This is a genomic window from Planosporangium spinosum, assembly GCF_049999945.1.
In the GTDB taxonomy this organism is placed as follows: domain Bacteria; phylum Actinomycetota; class Actinomycetes; order Mycobacteriales; family Micromonosporaceae; genus Planosporangium; species Planosporangium spinosum.
The window spans coordinates 50397-66533 of sequence record NZ_JBLYUB010000003.1 but is presented as its reverse complement, the minus strand read 5'-3'; the positions used below and the strand labels follow the sequence as shown (position 1 = coordinate 66533).

Below are 16137 nucleotides of genomic sequence, written 5' to 3'. Positions count from 1 at the left end.
GTCACGCGCGGGGAGGTGCCGTCGGGTTCGCGACGGCATCTCCCTCGTGCGGGGCGCCACAGACTGTCGCGATCGGTTCCCGTACCGGTGGACGTGCCCAGGCTGGTGGGCACGTGTGGACGTGCCCAGGCTGGTGGACACGTCGAGCCCGCCGGACGGGCCGCCGGCCGACGCGTCAGCGCGGAGGCACCGGCAGGCAACGTGCGAGCATCACCGGCATGGAACTGTGGAACAACCCGTCGTGCTCGAAGTGCGCCGGCGCCCGCGACACGCTGGACGCCGCGCGGGTGCCGTATCGGCTGCGCGCGTACCTGGCGCAGCCGCCGACCGCCGAGGAGCTGGTCGACGTGCTGCGCCGCCTGCGCGCCGAGCCGTGGGACATCTGCCGGACCGGCGAGCCGGCCGCGGCCGTACGGGGCATGGCGGACTGGCCGCGCGACGAGGCGAACGCCCGGCGATGGGTCGAGGCGATGGTCGAGGCACCCGAACTGATCCAGCGTCCGATCCTGCTGCTCGACGACGGTTCGGCCATCGTCGGCCGCACCCCGGAGGCGCTGGGCGAGGCGGTTCGGCGCAGCCGGCGGTAGGAGAGGCACAGCCAGCAGCGGGCGACGCGCACCCGACGGAGGACGCCCGGACGGCAGCAGCCGGTTACGCTCCTGCTCGCGGCCGGGTACGGACTAATCCAGGGCCGGTACGGACGTGGCGACCACGACGCGGGTACCGGCCTGCTCCAGGGCCGCGACCACCTCGGGGTCGGCGTCCGCGTCCGTGATGACCGCGGTGACGCCGGACAGCGCACAGACCCGGCCGACGGCGATCCTGCCGATCGCGGACGAGTCCGCGAGGAGGTAGGTCTCGCGGGCCTGCCGCAGGATCGCCTGCCGGACCGGGATCTCGTCGAGGCGGGCGGCGGTGACGCCCGCCCGGGGGTGGACGCCGTCGGCGGCCAGGAACGCCCGGTCGGCGAAGTAGTCGGCGAAGAACCGCTCGGCGGCGCCGCCGGTACAGGCCAGGTCGCCCGGGCGCAGCCGGCCGCCGGCCAGGTGGACCTCGATTCCGTCCCGACCGGCCAACTCGGCGGCCGCGGGCAGGCCGGCACAGAGGACCCGCCCCGCGAAGGTAGCGGGCAGCGACCGGGCGACCTCCCCCACCGTGGCACCGACGTCCAGGATGAGCGTGTCGCCGGGCTCGACCAGTGCACCGGCAGCGGCGGCGATGACCCGCGTCGGATCCGGGTGCGCGACGTCATGCCCGTCGGCGGCCGCGCCCCAGCCACGGTCGTCGTGGATGACGGCGCCGCCGTAGACGCGGCGCAGCAGTCCGCGCTCCTCCAGGACCTGAAGGTCGCGGCGGATGGTCTCGCCGGACACGGCGTACCGCCGGGCCAGGTCGTCCACCCGGACGCGGTGCTCGCGCCGCACCTGCGCGGCGATCTGCAGGCGCCGCTGCTCCGGGAGCACCGCGGGAAGCAGTTGTTCCTCCATGGGTCGAGACTCCGCCACTCCATCCGGGACCGTCGCCCCCGAGCACCGCGCTCGGAGGTCAGCACATCCGGACCACCGCGCCCCGGGACCGTCATTGTCCGGCACCGTCACTGTCCGGGATCGCCATTGTCCGGGACCGCTGCGCCCGGGTCCCCGCCCGGGACCACCGTGCCCGGATCACCGAGTCCGGAATTGATCGGGCGCGGGCGCGTTGTCGGCATCGATCGCAGCCGGGCCCGTACGAGCGGCCGCTCACACCACGAGCCGGCCTCGCGTCCACACGGCGGCCGCTCGGCCACCCGACCCGCAAAGACATCGTACCGAATCGATGTGGATTTTTGCCTACATCAATGTGGACTGTTGACGGTTACCGTACCCGGTGCCAGACTCACCGCCACGCATCGGTGCCGGCACGCACGATCCCCCTCCGCGCCACACCAATCGTGAGGACGCCATGTTCCCCACCCGCTTCCACCGGCCAACCCGCCCCGGGCGGCTGGCCACCGCGAACAATGTCGCCAGGACGAAAGCCGTGGCCGCGGCGGCCGCCCTGACCGCGATGTGCGCCGCGCTCGCCGCACCCGCCGGTGCCGCTGCCGCACCGGCGGACCCGACACCGGGCGGGTCGCGCACCCTGACGGTCGCGACCAACGGCAGCGTCGACTCGCTCAACCCGTTCCTGGCCCAGCGCCTCCTGCCGACCCAGATCCACCGGCTGGTCTACGACTTCCTGACCAACTACGACCCCAGGGACGACCATGCCGTCCCGGCCATGGCGACCTCGTGGTCCACCTCCACCGACAAGCTGGTGTGGACGTTCACGATCCGCGACGGGATGACGTGGTCCGACGGGCAGCCGGTGACCGCCGAGGACATCGCCTGGACCTACAACCTGATGATGACCAACCCGGACGCGGCGACGGCAAACGGCAACTTCGTGGCCAACGTCAAGACCGTGGCCGCACCGGATCCCCGGACGCTCGTCGTCACGCTGAGCCGCCCGCAGTCGACGATGCTCGCCCTCGACATCCCGGTCGTACCCAAGCACGTGTGGGAGTCGCACGTGGCCGACATCGGGAAGTTCAACAACGACACTCAGTTCCCGATCGTCAGCAACGGGCCGTTCATCCTGTCCGGCTACGCCAAGGGGCAGTACATCGAACTGACGGCCAACCAGAACTACTGGCGGGGCAGGCCGAAGTTCGACAAGGTGGTCTTCAGGTACTACAAGGACAGCGACGCGATGGTCGAGGCCCTCAAGAAGGGTGAGGCGCACTTCGTCAGCCCGCTGACCCCGGCGCAGTTCAACGCCCTGGGCAACGATCCGCACATCGCCCGCAACAAGTCCCAGGGCAAGCGCTTCTACGCTCTCGCGATCAACCCGGGCGCCACGACCAGGTCCGGACAGCCGTTCGGCGACGGCAATCCGGCGCTGCACGATCCGCAGTTCCGCCGGGCGCTCATGTACGCGATCGACTCGAAGACGCTCGTCGCCAAGACGCTCGGCGGTTACGGCGAACCGGGCGCGGGTTACCTGCCGCCGATCTGGGCGGACAACCACTGGAAGCCCGACGCGCCCCAGGCCTACACGTACAACCCGGACAGGGCCAACCAGATACTCGACAGCCTCGGGTACGCCAGCGGCGCCGACGGGATGCGTACCACACCCGACGGCAAGCCGTTGACCCTGCGGCTGATGGGCCAGACCCAGCGCGCCGACGACACCCAGAACGCCGCCTACGTCAGCGAGTGGTTCAAGGCCGTCGGCATCGGCGTCACGACCAGCATCATGGACCAGGGCACGCTCGCCGACACCGAGACGGCCGGCAACTACGACCTGGCATTCGACACCTGGAGCACCAACCCCGACCCGGACTACGCCCTGTGGATCCAGACCTGCGCCGCCCGCCCGGACACCCCCGGCGGCTCCGTACCCGGTGACACGTACGTCTGCGACCCGGCCTACGACGCGCTCTACGCGCAGCAGCTCGCCGAGTACGACCCGGTCAAGCGATCGGCCCTGTTCAAGCAGATGCAGCAGACGCTCTACGCCGGGGCGTACGTCAACGTCCTGTACTACGCCAACGTGCTGGAGGCCTACCGGTCCGACGTGATCGGCTCGATGCAGAAGCAGCCTCAACCCAACGGGATGTACTACCCCCAGGACGGCTACTGGGCCTGGTGGTCGGCCGCCCCCGCCAGCAAGACCACCGGGTCGTCGAGGCGCAACGCCGCGCCCGTCGTCGGGGTCGTCATCGCCGCGATGGTCGGCGCGGCCGCGGTCCTCTTCACCACCCGCCGCCGGCGGGCCACCGCGGACGACCGCGAGTAGGCGCCACCATGACAGCGACCACGACCGGACGGCCGCCGGAGCCCCCGCCACCCGGTCCCGTGGCAGCGCCGCCACGGGCCGGGGGCTGGCGGCCGCGACCCGGCCCGCTGCCGCTGCGCTACGTCGCCGCCAAGGTTGCCGGTGCGGCGGTGAGCCTGGTCGCCGTGCTACTCACCGGGTTCTTCCTGTTCAAGGTCCTCCCCGGCGACCCGGTGCGGGCCCTCACCCAGGGTCGCCCGGTCAGCCCCGAGCAGCTCGCGCGCCTGCGTCACCAGTTCGGCCTCGACAAGCCGATGGCGGCCCAGTTCGGCGACTACGTCCTCCGGATCCTGCACGGCGACCTGGGCGCGTCCTACCAGTACAAGACGTCGGTCGCCGGGTTGATCGGCGAGCACCTCCTGCCCACGGTGTACCTGGTCGGCACCGCCACCGTGCTCGCGGCCCTGCTCGGCCTGCGGGTCGGTATCCGCAGCGCGTGGCGCCACGGCAGCCTCGGCGACCGGCTCCACACCGGCGTCGCCCTCGTCCTGTGGTCGGTGCCGACCTTCTGGCTGGGACTGCTGCTCATCGTCGTGCTCGCCGTCGGCGTCGGCCCGATCCCCGGCGTCTTCCCCACCGGCGGCATGAGCACCCCGGACACCCACGGCTTCGTACCCGTCCTGGTCGACCGGCTACGCCACCTGGCGCTACCCTGCCTGACCCTGGTGGCCGTCATCTACGCCCAGTACGCCCTCACCATGCGGGCGTCGCTGCTCGACGAGATGGGTGCCGACTACCTGACCACGGCGCGGGCCAAGGGGCTGCGCGACGACGAGGTCCGGCGCCGCCACGCGGTACCGAACGCGCTCCTGCCCACCATGACGCTGATCTTCGTCAACATCGGCTTTGTCGTGTCGGGCTCGGTCCTGGTCGAGACGATCTTCTCCTGGCCCGGCCTGGGCAGCCTGTTCTACGAGGCGCTGACCGTACCCGATCTGCCCCTGCTGGAAGGGCTGTTCATCGTGTTCTCCGCCGCGGTGATCGTCATGAACCTCCTGGCCGACCTGCTGTACCCGGTCCTGGACCCACGGGTGCGCACCACGTGAGCGCCCCGACCACCCCGGTGAGCGGCCGCCGGATCACCCGGGCCCGCCGGCGCCGGGCGCTGGCCCGGTTCGCCCACGCGTACGGGCACGACCGGGCCGGGATGTTCGGGCTGTGCGTCCTGCTGGTCGCCGGGCTCGCCGCCGTCGCCGCGCCGCTGTTCATCGACGCGCACGAGCTCAGCGCGGTCTACGCCCCGGGCACGCCGCTGCAGTCGCCGTCGGCGCGCTTCCCGCTCGGCACCGACGGGTACGGCCGGTCGATGGTCGCCGTCACCGTCTGGGGCGCGCGGATCTCACTGACCGTCGGGTTCCTCGCCACGTTCATGTCGGTCGGGATCGGCACGCTGGTCGGCGTCAGCGCCGCGCACTTCCGGGGCTGGACGGAGACGGTACTGATGCGCGTCACCGACTGGTTCCTGGTGCTACCGACCCTCGTCCTGGCCGCCGCGCTGGCCAGCGTGCTGCCGCGCGGCGTCACGACGGTGATCGTGGCCATCGGCGTCACCTCCTGGGCCACGACGGCCCGCCTGGTCCGGTCGCAGACGCTGACCGTCGAGGCCCGCCCGTACATCGAGCGCGCGAAGGCGCTCGGCGGCGGCCACCGGCACATCATGACCCGGCACGTGCTGCCCAACGTCATGCCGCTGGTCCTGGCGCAGACCACGCTCACCGTGTCCGGGGCGATCCTCACCGAGGCGACCCTGGCGTTTCTGGGCCTCAGCGACCCGACGAAGGTCTCGTGGGGTACGACCCTGCAACTGGCCCGCCAGGTCGGCGCGGTGAGCGCCGGCGACTGGTGGGTGCTGTTACCGCCGGGCCTGGCCATCGCCGTGATAGCCCTGGCCTTCACCCTGTGCGGGCGGGCCATGGAGTCGGTGCTCAACCCTCGTCTGCGGGGCCGGGGATGACCGGGCCAGGCATGACCGGGCCAGGCATGACCGGACCGGGCACCGTTCCGCCGGTGCTCGACGTCCGGGGGCTGAGCGTCACCTACCGCACCGCGGCCGGCCCGGTACCGGCGGTCCGCGGCGTGGACCTGGCGCTCCCCGCCGGGCAGCGGCTCGGCCTGGCCGGCGAGTCGGGCTGCGGCAAGTCCACGCTGGCCGGGGCGGTCCTGCGACTACTTCCCCGCGGTACGACCACGAGCGGTGAGATCCTGCTCGGCGGCGAGGACGTCCGGACCATGAGCTGGGGCCGACTGCGCGCGGTCCGCTGGGCCGGAGCGTCGATCATCTTCCAGGGCGCGATGCACTCGCTCAACCCGGTCCACCGGGTCGGCCGGCAGATCGCCGAGCCGATCGTGCTGCACGACCCGATGTCCGGGGCCAGGGCTTCCGGGGCCGGGGCCTCCGGGGTCACGGTTTCTGACGCCGCCGTCCGCGAGCGCGTCGCCATCCTGATGGAACAGGTCGGACTCAACCCCGCCCGCGCCTCGGCGTACCCGCACGAACTGTCCGGCGGCCAGCGGCAACGGGTGATGATCGCGATGGCGCTGGCCTGCTCCCCCGGTCTGGTCATCGCCGATGAGCCGACCACCGCGCTGGACGTGATGGTGCAGGCCCAGGTCCTGCGGCTGATCGGCGACCTCGTCACCGACCGGGGCATCAGCCTGCTGCTGATCAGCCATGACCTGGCCGTTTTGGCCGACACCTGCGACCGGCTCGCGGTCATGTACGCCGGCCGCGTCGTCGAGGAGGGGCCGGCACGCCGGGTGTTCGCCGACGGCCGGCACCCGTACAGTCGGGCCCTGGCCGCCGCGTTCCCCCGCGTCGGCGACCCGGCCGCCCGGCGCAGCCCCCGCGGCCTGCCCGGTGACCCGCCCGACCCCGCCGCGCTGCCCACCGGCTGCCCCTTCCACCCTCGCTGTCCACTCGCGACCGACGCGTGCACGGCCGCCGAACCGCCGCTCACGGCCGTCGGCCCCGGCCGAGCGGCGGCGTGCGTCCATGCCGAGGAGTGGCGATGACCGCACCGGGACCGACCGCACCGGGACCGATCCTGAGCGCCCGCGACCTGCACGTGACGTTTCCCGCTCGGCACGCGACGTCCCGGACCCGCCGTGTGACGTCCCCGGCCCGGCACGACGTCGCCCGCGCGGTCGACGGGGTGAACCTCGACGTGGCCTCCGGCGAGATCGTCGCACTGGTGGGCGAGTCGGGGTGCGGCAAGACCACGCTGGCCCGTACGCTGCTCGGCCTGGAGAAGCCGGCCCGCGGCCGGGTTCTCCACCGCGGCGAACCGATCCGCTACGCCGCGCGCGATCTGAAGGCGTACCGCCGCCACGTCCAACTCGTCCTCCAGGACCCCAGCGGGTCGCTCAACCCGCGGCACACCGTGTACGAGGCCGTCGCCGAAGGGCTACGCATCCACGGCCACACCGCGCTCGGCACGTTCCCCGACGAGCGCGCGAAGGTCGCCGACGCGCTGTCCCGCGCGGGGCTGCGGCCGGCCGAGCGGTTCTTCCTGCGGTACCCCCACGAGCTGTCCGGTGGTCAGCGCCAGCGCGTCGTCATCGCCGGAGCGCTGGTACTCGACCCGGCCGTCCTCGTCGCCGACGAACCGGTCGCCTCGCTGGACGCGTCGGTACGCGGTGAGATCCTGTCGCTGCTGCTGCGACTGCGCGACGAGACCGGCCTGTCGGCCCTCGTCGTCACCCACGACCTCGGCCTGGCGTGGAACATCGCCGACCGGGTCGCCGTCATGTACCTGGGCCGGATCGTCGAGACCGGACCGGTCGAGAAGGTGCTGGTCGCCCCGGAGCACCCGTACACGAGGGCGCTGCTGTCCGTCGTCGGCGCCGCCGAGCCCACCATCCTCGCCGGTGAGACACCCGATCCCACCGACATTCCGGCCGGCTGCCGCTTCCACCCCCGCTGTCCGGTGGTGGCCTCCGGTCGCGCCGAAGCGACCGGGATCATCACCGCGTGCACCGGCCGCGAGCTGCCGGTACTGGCGGGTGGGGCCGGTGCACAGGTGGCCTGTCACGCGGTGACCTCATCGGAGGCCACCCCGACGGGTGTCACCTCGACGGATGCCACCACGTCGGGTGACACCTCGGCGTGCGGTGCCGTTGATCCGCAACACTGATGCGACGACAGACCCCGGGGCATGCCGGGTCGACATCGGTTACTTCGTCAGGCCGGCCGAAGAGGCCGGCGGCGGGGACCGAGCGGTCGCAGGTCAGCGGCGGGGTGGCATGCCGGGTCGCTGGGGATACGGCGGAACCGGAGGCCGCCCCACGGCGCCGCGCACGGCCGCCTGCTGCGCCGCTCGCCGTTTGTGGACCAGCCGGGTCAGGTAGAGGAGCGCGCCCGCCAGGACGCCCATGTCGTCGAGGTAGATCGGGTCGGGCAGCAGGTCGACCGGCAGGATCGTGTAGAGCAGCGCGCCGTAGAAGGCGACCTTCCCGCCCGCGCCCAGTTCGCCCAGCAGCCTGCGGGTCCGGAACACCTTGATGGCCAGTACGACGGTGCCGGCGAGCGTCGCGACGGCCACGATGCCGACGAGCACGATGACCGCGATCCATGCCTCTCGTGACATGCCGCAACGGTAGCCGAGTCGCGCCGGCCCGGCTCCGTACCGACCGAGGCCGGAACGACGGACGCGGTGGGTCAATGAGCGCGGCGAATCAACGATCTCAGTGGAGCAACGAGCGCGACAGCTCGACGAGCGCGGTGACCAGCGGTCACGAAAGGGAGCGCACCGGTAGAGAAATGAATGATATTCATCTATGCTTTTGGCACCCACTCGCGGTCGGAGTCCCGCAGATCGCGTTCTGCCCGCCGGGAAGCGGCCGCACGATCTCGGAAGGCACCAATGCCATGGGACGTCGGAGAGTGAGAGCCACCCACCCCTGGATCCTGGCCGTCGGCGCGCTGCCCCTGGTGCTCGGGCCGGTCCCCGGCCCCGCGACAGCACCGGCACCCGCCCCGGCCGCCAGCGCCGAAACGATGCGCGATGTCCTCCTGGTCGGCAACAACTGGGACGGTACCGCCGACATCGTCGACGCCCGTACCTATCAGCGCCTGTGCCGGGTCGACGTGATTCCCGACCGCGACCAGCGGCTGGCCGAGATCACGTTCGACCCGGTACGGCTGGCGGCGTTCCTGTTCGTCCGCACCCAGATCGGCGAGGGACACGACCAGTTCGTCGACGACCTGTACGCCTCCAACGACGGTCACCTCCTGTACGCGTCGCGCCCCAGCTTCGGCGACGTGGTCGCGATCGACCTGGGTACCGGCCAGATCCGGTGGCGCACGAGGGTCGACGGGCAGCGCGCCGACCACATGGCGATCTCGCCGGACGGCACCCGGCTGGCGGTCTCCGCGTCCACCGCCAAGGTCGTCGACGTGCTCGACACCGCGACCGGACGGATCACCGGGACCTTCCCGTCCGGCGACTCACCGCACGAGAACACGTACTCCCGGGACGGCAGCAAGATCTTCCATGCCAGCATCGGCGCCGTGTACACCGCCCTGGACGAACCGTGGCTGGACTGGACCAAGGGTGAGCGCGTCTTCGAGATCGTCGACGCGCACACGCTCCAGGTCCTGCGCACCGTCAACATGGGCGACAAGCTCCGCGAGTTCGGGATGCCCGGGATGAGCGCGGCGGTCCGGCCGATGGCCCTGACCGCCGACGGGCGCTTCGCCTACCTGCAGGTGTCGTTCCTGCACGGCTTCGTCGAGTACGACCTCCAGGCCGACCGGGTCACGCGGGTGGCGCAACTGCCGGTACCCGAGGAGACCGCGAAGCTGCGCCGCGACGAGTACATTCTCGACTCCGCCCACCACGGGATCGCGCTCAGCGGCGACGGCACGAAGCTCTGCGTCGCCGGCACGATGTCGAACTACGCGGCGATCGTCTCGCGCCCGTCGTTCAGCCACCGGATCCTTCCCCTCGGCGCCCGGACGTACTGGGCGACGAGCAGCGCCGACGGCCGCTACTGCTACGTGTCGGTCGCCGGTGACGACACCCTGTCGGTCATCTCCTACGCCACCGAACAGGAGGTGGCCCGGATCCCGGTCGGTGACCACCCGCAGCGGGTACGGACAGCCCGGGTCGCGGAGCCGGTGCTGGGCTGACGGCAGGTCGGGTCCGCATCGACGGAGGGCCGGCAGCCGCAAGGCGGCAGGCTCAGCCACGGCGCCCCGGCCAGTACGGCTCAGCCGGTGAGCCGGGTGTGCGCGTCGACCCGGAGGTCGGGGTTGAGCCGCTTCGCGGCCAGCCACGCCGCTCCCCCGGCCGGCTTCTCGGCGTGCACCGGCTGGCCGCCGTGGTGGTCGGCCAGGCGCCGCGCGACCTCCCGGCCGATCAGACTGCCGCGCCCCAGCAGCGAGCCGGCCAGGACGAGCGGTTCGGCCGGGTCGTCGCCGGCCAGCGCGGTAGCGGTGTCCACCAGCAGCGTGACGGCCCGGTCGACGATGCGCTGGGCGACCCGGTCGCCCGCCTCCGCCGCGGCCGGCACCAGGGGCGCCAGGCCGGCCAGGGTGATCGGCGGTCCGTCGTAGACGGCGTGGCGCAGCACCTCGACCTGTTCGACCGGGTCGGCCGGTACGTCGTCGTGGCCGGTCAGCGCCGCCAGCACGGCGTGGCGCAGCAGGGTCGGTTCACCGCGCCGGTCGAGAGCGGCGAAGACCGCCCGCACCGCCTGCCGGCCGATCCAGAAGCCGGAGCCGTCGTCGCCGACGAGCCAACCGTTGCCGTCGATGCGATCGGTGACCTCCTCGCCGTCGATGTGGGCGGCGATCGCCCCGGCACCGGCGATCAGGACCGAGCCGGCCGGCTCCGGCGTACCGGCGGCGAAGGCGGTCACCGCGTCGGCCACGATCCGCACCGGGCAGGTCAGACCGGCCGATGCCCACACCTGCGCCAGCGCGTCGGCGGAGGCGCCGCGGGAGAAGCGCAGCACCCCGGCGGCGCCGACGACCACGCCGCGCACGGCGGCCGGGTCGACACCGGACAGGGCCTGCCTGACCGCGGCCCCGAGGTGATCGGCGACCTCGGCGACGGGAAGGGCGGTGGGGTTGGCCGACCCGGACCGGCCGGTGCCCACCGGTGCACCGTCCACGGTCGCCAGCACCGCCTCGACGAGCGCGCTGTCGGCGTCGACGCCGAGCACCAGGGCGCGGTCGAGAGCGGCCCCGCCGACCGTAGGTCCGGCGGCGTCCGCCCCGACCACCGTTGGGCCGTCAGCGTCGATGCCGAGGCCCCGCGGTCCGTCCGGCCGGGCCGACGGGCCATGGGTCGTGCCGGGCATTGCGCATCCCTTCGACTCGCGAACGTCGGGCCGTCGGGCCAGCCAACGAGAGTGTGCGCCGATACTAGAGGAGCGTGGCCGGGCGCGGAATCCACGCGCCCGGCGACACCTGCCCGGCACCGCGGTCGCCACCCCAGCCAACAAAATCCACAAGAATCAAAGCCCGGTCTTGACCGGTTCCCCGTACACATCGATAGTCATGACACCGGCGTATCGATGAGGGAGATCCCATGCAGGGCAAGCCGTACCGGGCCGCCGCCGTCGCGGCCACCGCGGCGGGCCTCCTCGCGGGCAGCGCGAGCGCGGCAGCCGCCACCACCACACCGACCGCCCCGCGTACCGAGTTCCACGCCTGGACCACCACCACCGACTTCGTCGCCGGCACCGCCGACGGCGTGCTCGCCGTACCCGGACCACGGCTGGGCATCGTGATGACCCGGCCGGCCGGCACCACCACCTACCACGACCCGCACCTGGGCACCGACGCCGTGTACGAGTACAGCACCTGGACCTCGCCGCTGCACCGGTTGGGTTTCGGCGCGACCGAGCTGGTGTCGTCGTGGAGCGCGAAGACCCCGGCCGGTACGTGGCTGGCAGTGGAGCTCAACGCCACGATGGAGGATGGTGCCACCACCGGCTGGCTGGACATGGGCCGCTGGGCCTCCGGGGACGCCGACATCCGCCGCATCTCGGTCAGCCCGGACGCCCCGCCCTACGGCACGGTCGACACCGACACCTTCAGCACCTCCGCCAGCCACAGCGTGCACGCCTACCGGCTTCGCGTGACGCTGTACCGGACGGCGGGCACGCCGACCTCGCCCCGACTGTGGCAGCTCGGCGCGTTCGCCTCCGCCCTACCGGCCCGGGCCGGGGTCGCGGCCAGCGAGCCGGGACCGGCGTCGAAGGCCGGAATCGAGCTGGCGGTCCCCCGCTACTCCCAGAACATCCACGCCGGGGAGTACCCGCAGTGGGACGGCGGCGGCGAGGCGTGGTGCAGTCCGACCTCGACGGAGATGGTCGTGGAGTACTGGGGCGCGCACCCGAGCCGGGAGCAGTTGTCCGAAGTGGACCCGGCGTACGCCGACCCGAGCGTCGACGTCGCGGCGCGCGGCACCTACGACTACGCCTACCAGGGCACCGGCAACTGGCCGTTCAACACCGCCTACGCCTCCAGCTACGGCCTCGACGGCCAGGTCGTCCAGCTGCGCTCCCTCGACGAGCTGGAACGCCTCATCGCCGCCGGCATCCCGGTGATCACGTCGCAGTCGTTCCAGCGCGGCGAGATCGACGGCGCGGACTACCGCACCAACGGCCACCTGTGGGTCGTCGTCGGGTTCACCCGGTCCGGCGACGTCGTGGTCAACGACCCCGCCTCGCCGTCGGACCCGGCGGTCCGCCACGTGTACCCGCGTCGGCAGTTCGAGAACGTGTGGCTGCGCACCACGTACACCCGTCCCGACGGATCGACCGGGCACGGCTCGGGCGGCATCGCGTACCTGATCAAACCGCACCTCAAGCCGCTGCCGCCGGTCGTCGACCGGGCCAACCCGTCCTGGTGAGCGCCCCGGTCATGCGGATCCTGATCTCGGCGGACATGGAGGGCGCGACCGGCGTGACCTGGCCGGCCGACGTCGAGCCCGGTACCGAACAGTGGCAGCGGTGCCGGGTGATGTTCACCTCCGACGTCAACGCGGCGGTCGCCGGGTTCTTCGACGGTGGCGCCGACGAGGTCGTCGTCAACGAGGCCCACGCGACGATGCGCAACCTGCTGCTGGAGGACCTGGACGAGCGGGCGGTCCTGCTCACCGGCCGGCACAAGGACCTGACCATGGTCGAGGGGATCCAGGACCCGGCCGTGTCGGGGGTGGCGTTCGTCGGGTACCACACGGGCGCGGGCAGCGAGGGCGTCCTGGCGCACACGTACCTGGCGAACTCGATCACCGGCGTGTGGGTGGACGGCGAACCGGCCAGCGAGGGCCGCCTCAACGCGCTGGTCGCCGCCGAGTACGGGGTACCCGTCGTCCTGGTCACCGGCGACGACCGCACCTGCCTCGACGCCGGCGGGTACGCCCCGGCGGCCCGTACCGTCGCGGTCAAGGACTGCGTCAGCCGGTACGCCGCGGTGTGCCGGCCGCCCGGCGTCACCCGGACCGCGATCCGGGCCGCCGCGACGGAGGCGGTGTCCCTGGCGACCCGCCACGAGCCCGTGGACGGGCACGGCTACGAGGTGGAGGTCGAGTTCGACGCCGCGCACCTGGCGGCCGCGACGGCGCTGGTACCGGGTGTGCGGCGGGTTGGTGTGCGCCGGGTCGCCTACCGCAGCGCGAGCGCGTACGACCTGATCCGCTGCTTCAAGACGGTGACCACGATGGCGTACGCGGCGATCGAGGACCACTATGGCTGACCAGGACCACCGTGGCTGAACTCCGAGACGGCGGCCCGGCCGGACCGCCGGACGACGCCGTACGCACGGATCCGCTGCTCGCCGACGAGGTGGTCCGGTTCTGTTCGGACCTGATCCGGATCGACACCACCAACCGTGGCGGCGGTGACGGCCGCGAACGCCCCGCCGCCGAGTACGTGGCCGGGCTGCTGGCCGAGGCCGGGCTCGACCCGGTCGTCCTGGAGTCCGCGCCCGGCCGGGCCAACGTCGTCGCCCGGATCAGTGGTACCGAACCGGACCGGCCCGCCCTGCTCGTGCACGGCCACCTCGACGTCGTACCGGCCGACCCGGCCGAGTGGCGGGTGCCGCCCACCTCCGGGGAGGTCGCCGACGGGGTGATCTGGGGGCGCGGCGCGGTCGACATGAAGAACACCGACGCGATGGTCGTGGCGCTGATGCGCGCCTGGGCCCGCCATGGCCGCCGGCCTCGCCGTGACCTGGTTCTGGCCTTCACCGCCGACGAGGAGGACACCGCCGCGTACGGCGCGGACTTCCTCGTGTCCCGCCACGCCGACCTGTTCGCCGGCTGTACCGAGGCGATCGGCGAGTCCGGCGGCTACGCCTTGCACACCGGCACCCTACGCACCGGCGGTATCCGGCTGTACCCGGTCGCGGCCGGCGAGCGCGGCACCGCCTGGCTGAGGCTGACCGCGCGCGGCACGGCCGGCCACGGCTCACGCGCCAACCCCGACAACGCCGTGGCCACGCTCGCCGCCGCCGTCGTGCGCATCGCGGAGTACGAGTGGCCGGTGCGGCTCATCCCCACCGTGCGCGCCTGCCTGGCCGGCGTCGCGGCGGCACTGGGTCGGGCCGGCGGGGATCTCACCGCAGCCAGCGGAGATGTCGACGCGGCCGGCGGGGTTCTCGACATCGCCGGGCTCGACGAGGCCGGCGTGGTGGCGCTCGTCGAGGCGCTCGGCAACGCCGGCGACCTGGTCGCCGCGAGCCTGCGCAACAGCGCCAACCCGACCGGCCTGCGGGCCGGGTACAAGGTGAACGTCATCCCGGGCGAGGCTGTCGGTTACGTGGACGGCCGGGTCCTGCCCGGTCACCTGGCCGAGTTCGAGGCCACCCTCGACGCGCTGACCGGACCGGCGGTGGACTGGGAGTACACGCACTCACAGGTCCCCCTCGAGGCGCCGTGGGCGACCCCGACCGTGGCCGCGATGACCGACGCGCTGCGCGCCGAGGACCCGGACGGGCACGTCGTGCCGTACTGCATGGCCGGCGGGACCGACGCCAAGCAGTTCGCGCGGCTCGGCATCGCCGGCTACGGCTTCGCGCCGCTGGGCCTGCCGGCCGGCTACGACTACCGGGCGATGTTCCACGGCGTCGACGAACGGGTCCCGGTCGAGGCGCTGATGTTCGGGGTACGCGTCCTCGACCGGTTCCTGTCCGGGGTGGGGTGACCGCGCCCGGCGGATCGGCCCAGCGATCAGGCCGCGGGCGCCCGGCGCGGTCGCCACCGGCCGGTGGCGCGGACCACCGCGAGGGCGATCAGCGGTGAGCCGACGACCGTGGGGAGCACCCACGCCACCGGCGAGTCGAGGCCGAGGTTGACCACGAGGAACGCGGTGACGAACGAGATGTAGGAGCCGCACATCAACGAGATGTGCATCGGCAGCCATCCCGCCGGCCGGCGCCGGCGCATCCACCAGCCGGCCAGGGCGACGGCCCAGGTGGCGACGCCGATCACCGCCAACCACCACAGCCAGGGCTTGAACGCGACCAGGCCGATCGAGGTGAGGCAGAGCAGCGCCACGAGCGCCTGGTATACCAGGCCGAGCCGCGGGTGCCAGCCGGGGCGTTTGGGCGCCAGCATGATGGCCGGCCCGAGCAGGAGGCCGGTTGCTCCGGCGGCGATGTGGACGGCGAGCAGGACGGTTCTCATGGCACCCCCGCAGGACACGACGATATGACAAAGTCACATGACCTAGTGACATGACACAGTGGAACCTTCGTCGATGTTCTATCCTCCACAGTGCTATGTCAAGAGGGGGTACCGTGTCCGACCTCAACCCGACGTCGGCGTCACTGCTCGGCTTCCTGCACGAGGGCGACTTCACCGGGTACGACCTGGTCAAGGTCGCCCGGATGCTGATCGGCGACTTCTGGAGCCTGACCCAGAGCCAGGTGTACCGGGAGTTGGCCGGCCTCGCCGACCGGGGGTTGGTCACCGTCGGCGAGACCGGCCCGCGCTCGCGCCGGCCGTACCGGATCACCGAGGCCGGGCGGGCGGCGTTCCGGGACTGGATCCGCAGGCCGCCGGGCGGCGAGCAGATCCGGTACCCGCTGCTGCTGACCCTGGCGTTCGGCGCCCACCTCGACCCGGACGAGCTGCTGGAGTTCGTCGCCGAGCAGCGCCGGACGCACGAGCGGCGGCTGCGCGAGTACCGCGACACCGGGGCGACCCTGCCGCTGGACCGGTACCAGCGCGCCACCCTCGCCTTCGGCCTGCGCTACGAGCAAGCGGTCATCGACTGGATGAATGAGCTACCGGGCATTCTGGGCGAGGAGCCGCCCGCCTGACG

At 72.5% G+C, this 16137-nt stretch carries 15 protein-coding genes; 11 read left to right on the top strand and 4 right to left on the bottom strand.

Annotated features, from left to right (window positions below; translation table 11 throughout):
• Positions 1–218 precede the first annotated feature (218 nt).
• Positions 219–587: an ArsC/Spx/MgsR family protein gene (locus tag ACNTMW_RS05220; protein WP_426632213.1), complete on the top strand. Its 369-nt coding sequence runs from the start codon at positions 219–221 to the stop codon at positions 585–587.
• A 93-nt stretch (positions 588–680) separates the two neighbouring features.
• Here ACNTMW_RS05220 and ACNTMW_RS05215 read toward each other — a convergent pair whose 3' ends face one another.
• Entirely contained in the window at positions 681–1487 is an 807-nt protein-coding gene (locus ACNTMW_RS05215) for a DeoR/GlpR family DNA-binding transcription regulator (RefSeq protein WP_426632212.1), read from the bottom strand.
• A gap of 454 nt (positions 1488–1941) precedes the next feature.
• Here ACNTMW_RS05215 and ACNTMW_RS05210 point away from each other — a divergent pair, with 454 nt between their 5' ends.
• The 5 genes from ACNTMW_RS05210 to ACNTMW_RS05190 are packed head-to-tail and all read left to right on the top strand — an operon-like array spanning position 1942 to position 7991.
• On the top strand, positions 1942–3819 hold the full coding sequence (locus tag ACNTMW_RS05210; protein ID WP_426632211.1) for an ABC transporter substrate-binding protein: 1878 nt from the start codon (positions 1942–1944) through the stop codon (positions 3817–3819).
• An 8-nt stretch (positions 3820–3827) separates the two neighbouring features.
• Entirely contained in the window at positions 3828–4904 is a 1077-nt protein-coding gene (locus tag ACNTMW_RS05205; protein ID WP_426632210.1) for an ABC transporter permease, read from the top strand.
• A complete protein-coding gene (locus ACNTMW_RS05200; RefSeq protein WP_426632209.1) occupies positions 4901–5812 on the top strand; it encodes an ABC transporter permease in 912 nt (303 codons plus the stop codon). The genes ACNTMW_RS05205 and ACNTMW_RS05200 overlap by 4 nt, the downstream gene beginning before the upstream one ends.
• A 53-nt stretch (positions 5813–5865) precedes the next feature.
• Positions 5866–6870 carry an ABC transporter ATP-binding protein gene (locus tag ACNTMW_RS05195; protein ID WP_426632207.1) on the top strand — a complete coding sequence of 335 codons (1005 nt, stop codon included), beginning with the start codon at positions 5866–5868 and terminating at the stop codon, positions 6868–6870.
• Positions 6867–7991, top strand: coding sequence for an oligopeptide/dipeptide ABC transporter ATP-binding protein (locus ACNTMW_RS05190; RefSeq protein ID WP_426632206.1), 1125 nt, complete (start codon positions 6867–6869; stop codon positions 7989–7991). The genes ACNTMW_RS05195 and ACNTMW_RS05190 overlap by 4 nt, the downstream gene beginning before the upstream one ends.
• 93 nt (positions 7992–8084) lie before the next feature.
• On the opposite strand, the gene ACNTMW_RS05185 is transcribed toward ACNTMW_RS05190, so the two are convergent.
• Complete coding sequence (locus ACNTMW_RS05185) at positions 8085–8444, bottom strand: YkvA family protein (protein ID WP_426632205.1); 360 nt, start codon at positions 8442–8444, stop codon at positions 8085–8087.
• A 296-nt stretch (positions 8445–8740) separates the two neighbouring features.
• Between ACNTMW_RS05185 and ACNTMW_RS05180 the strand changes: the two genes are divergently transcribed.
• Positions 8741–9988, top strand: coding sequence for a YncE family protein (locus tag ACNTMW_RS05180; protein ID WP_426632204.1), 1248 nt, complete (start codon positions 8741–8743; stop codon positions 9986–9988).
• A gap of 80 nt (positions 9989–10068) precedes the next feature.
• Here the strand turns inward: ACNTMW_RS05180 and ACNTMW_RS05175 are convergent, their stop codons facing one another.
• Positions 10069–11163 carry an N-acetylglucosamine kinase gene (locus ACNTMW_RS05175; RefSeq protein ID WP_426632202.1) on the bottom strand — a complete coding sequence of 365 codons (1095 nt, stop codon included), beginning with the start codon at positions 11161–11163 and terminating at the stop codon, positions 10069–10071.
• A 230-nt stretch (positions 11164–11393) separates the two neighbouring features.
• Here ACNTMW_RS05175 and ACNTMW_RS05170 point away from each other — a divergent pair, with 230 nt between their 5' ends.
• The 3 genes from ACNTMW_RS05170 to ACNTMW_RS05160 are packed head-to-tail and all read left to right on the top strand — an operon-like array spanning position 11394 to position 15015.
• Positions 11394–12722: a C39 family peptidase gene (locus tag ACNTMW_RS05170; RefSeq protein ID WP_426632201.1), complete on the top strand. Its 1329-nt coding sequence runs from the start codon at positions 11394–11396 to the stop codon at positions 12720–12722.
• Positions 12719–13567, top strand: a complete 849-nt coding sequence (locus ACNTMW_RS05165; protein ID WP_426632199.1) for a M55 family metallopeptidase — start codon at positions 12719–12721, stop codon at positions 13565–13567. Before ACNTMW_RS05170 ends, ACNTMW_RS05165 begins: the two co-directional genes overlap by 4 nt.
• 11 nt (positions 13568–13578) lie before the next feature.
• Positions 13579–15015, top strand: a complete 1437-nt coding sequence (locus tag ACNTMW_RS05160; RefSeq protein WP_426632198.1) for a M20/M25/M40 family metallo-hydrolase — start codon at positions 13579–13581, stop codon at positions 15013–15015.
• 26 nt (positions 15016–15041) lie between these two features.
• Here ACNTMW_RS05160 and ACNTMW_RS05155 read toward each other — a convergent pair whose 3' ends face one another.
• A complete protein-coding gene (locus ACNTMW_RS05155) occupies positions 15042–15497 on the bottom strand; it encodes a DUF2306 domain-containing protein (protein ID WP_426632197.1) in 456 nt (151 codons plus the stop codon).
• 95 nt (positions 15498–15592) lie between these two features.
• Between ACNTMW_RS05155 and ACNTMW_RS05150 the strand changes: the two genes are divergently transcribed.
• A complete protein-coding gene (locus ACNTMW_RS05150) occupies positions 15593–16135 on the top strand; it encodes a PadR family transcriptional regulator (protein WP_426632196.1) in 543 nt (180 codons plus the stop codon).
• The last annotated feature ends 2 nt before the right edge of the window (positions 16136–16137 follow it).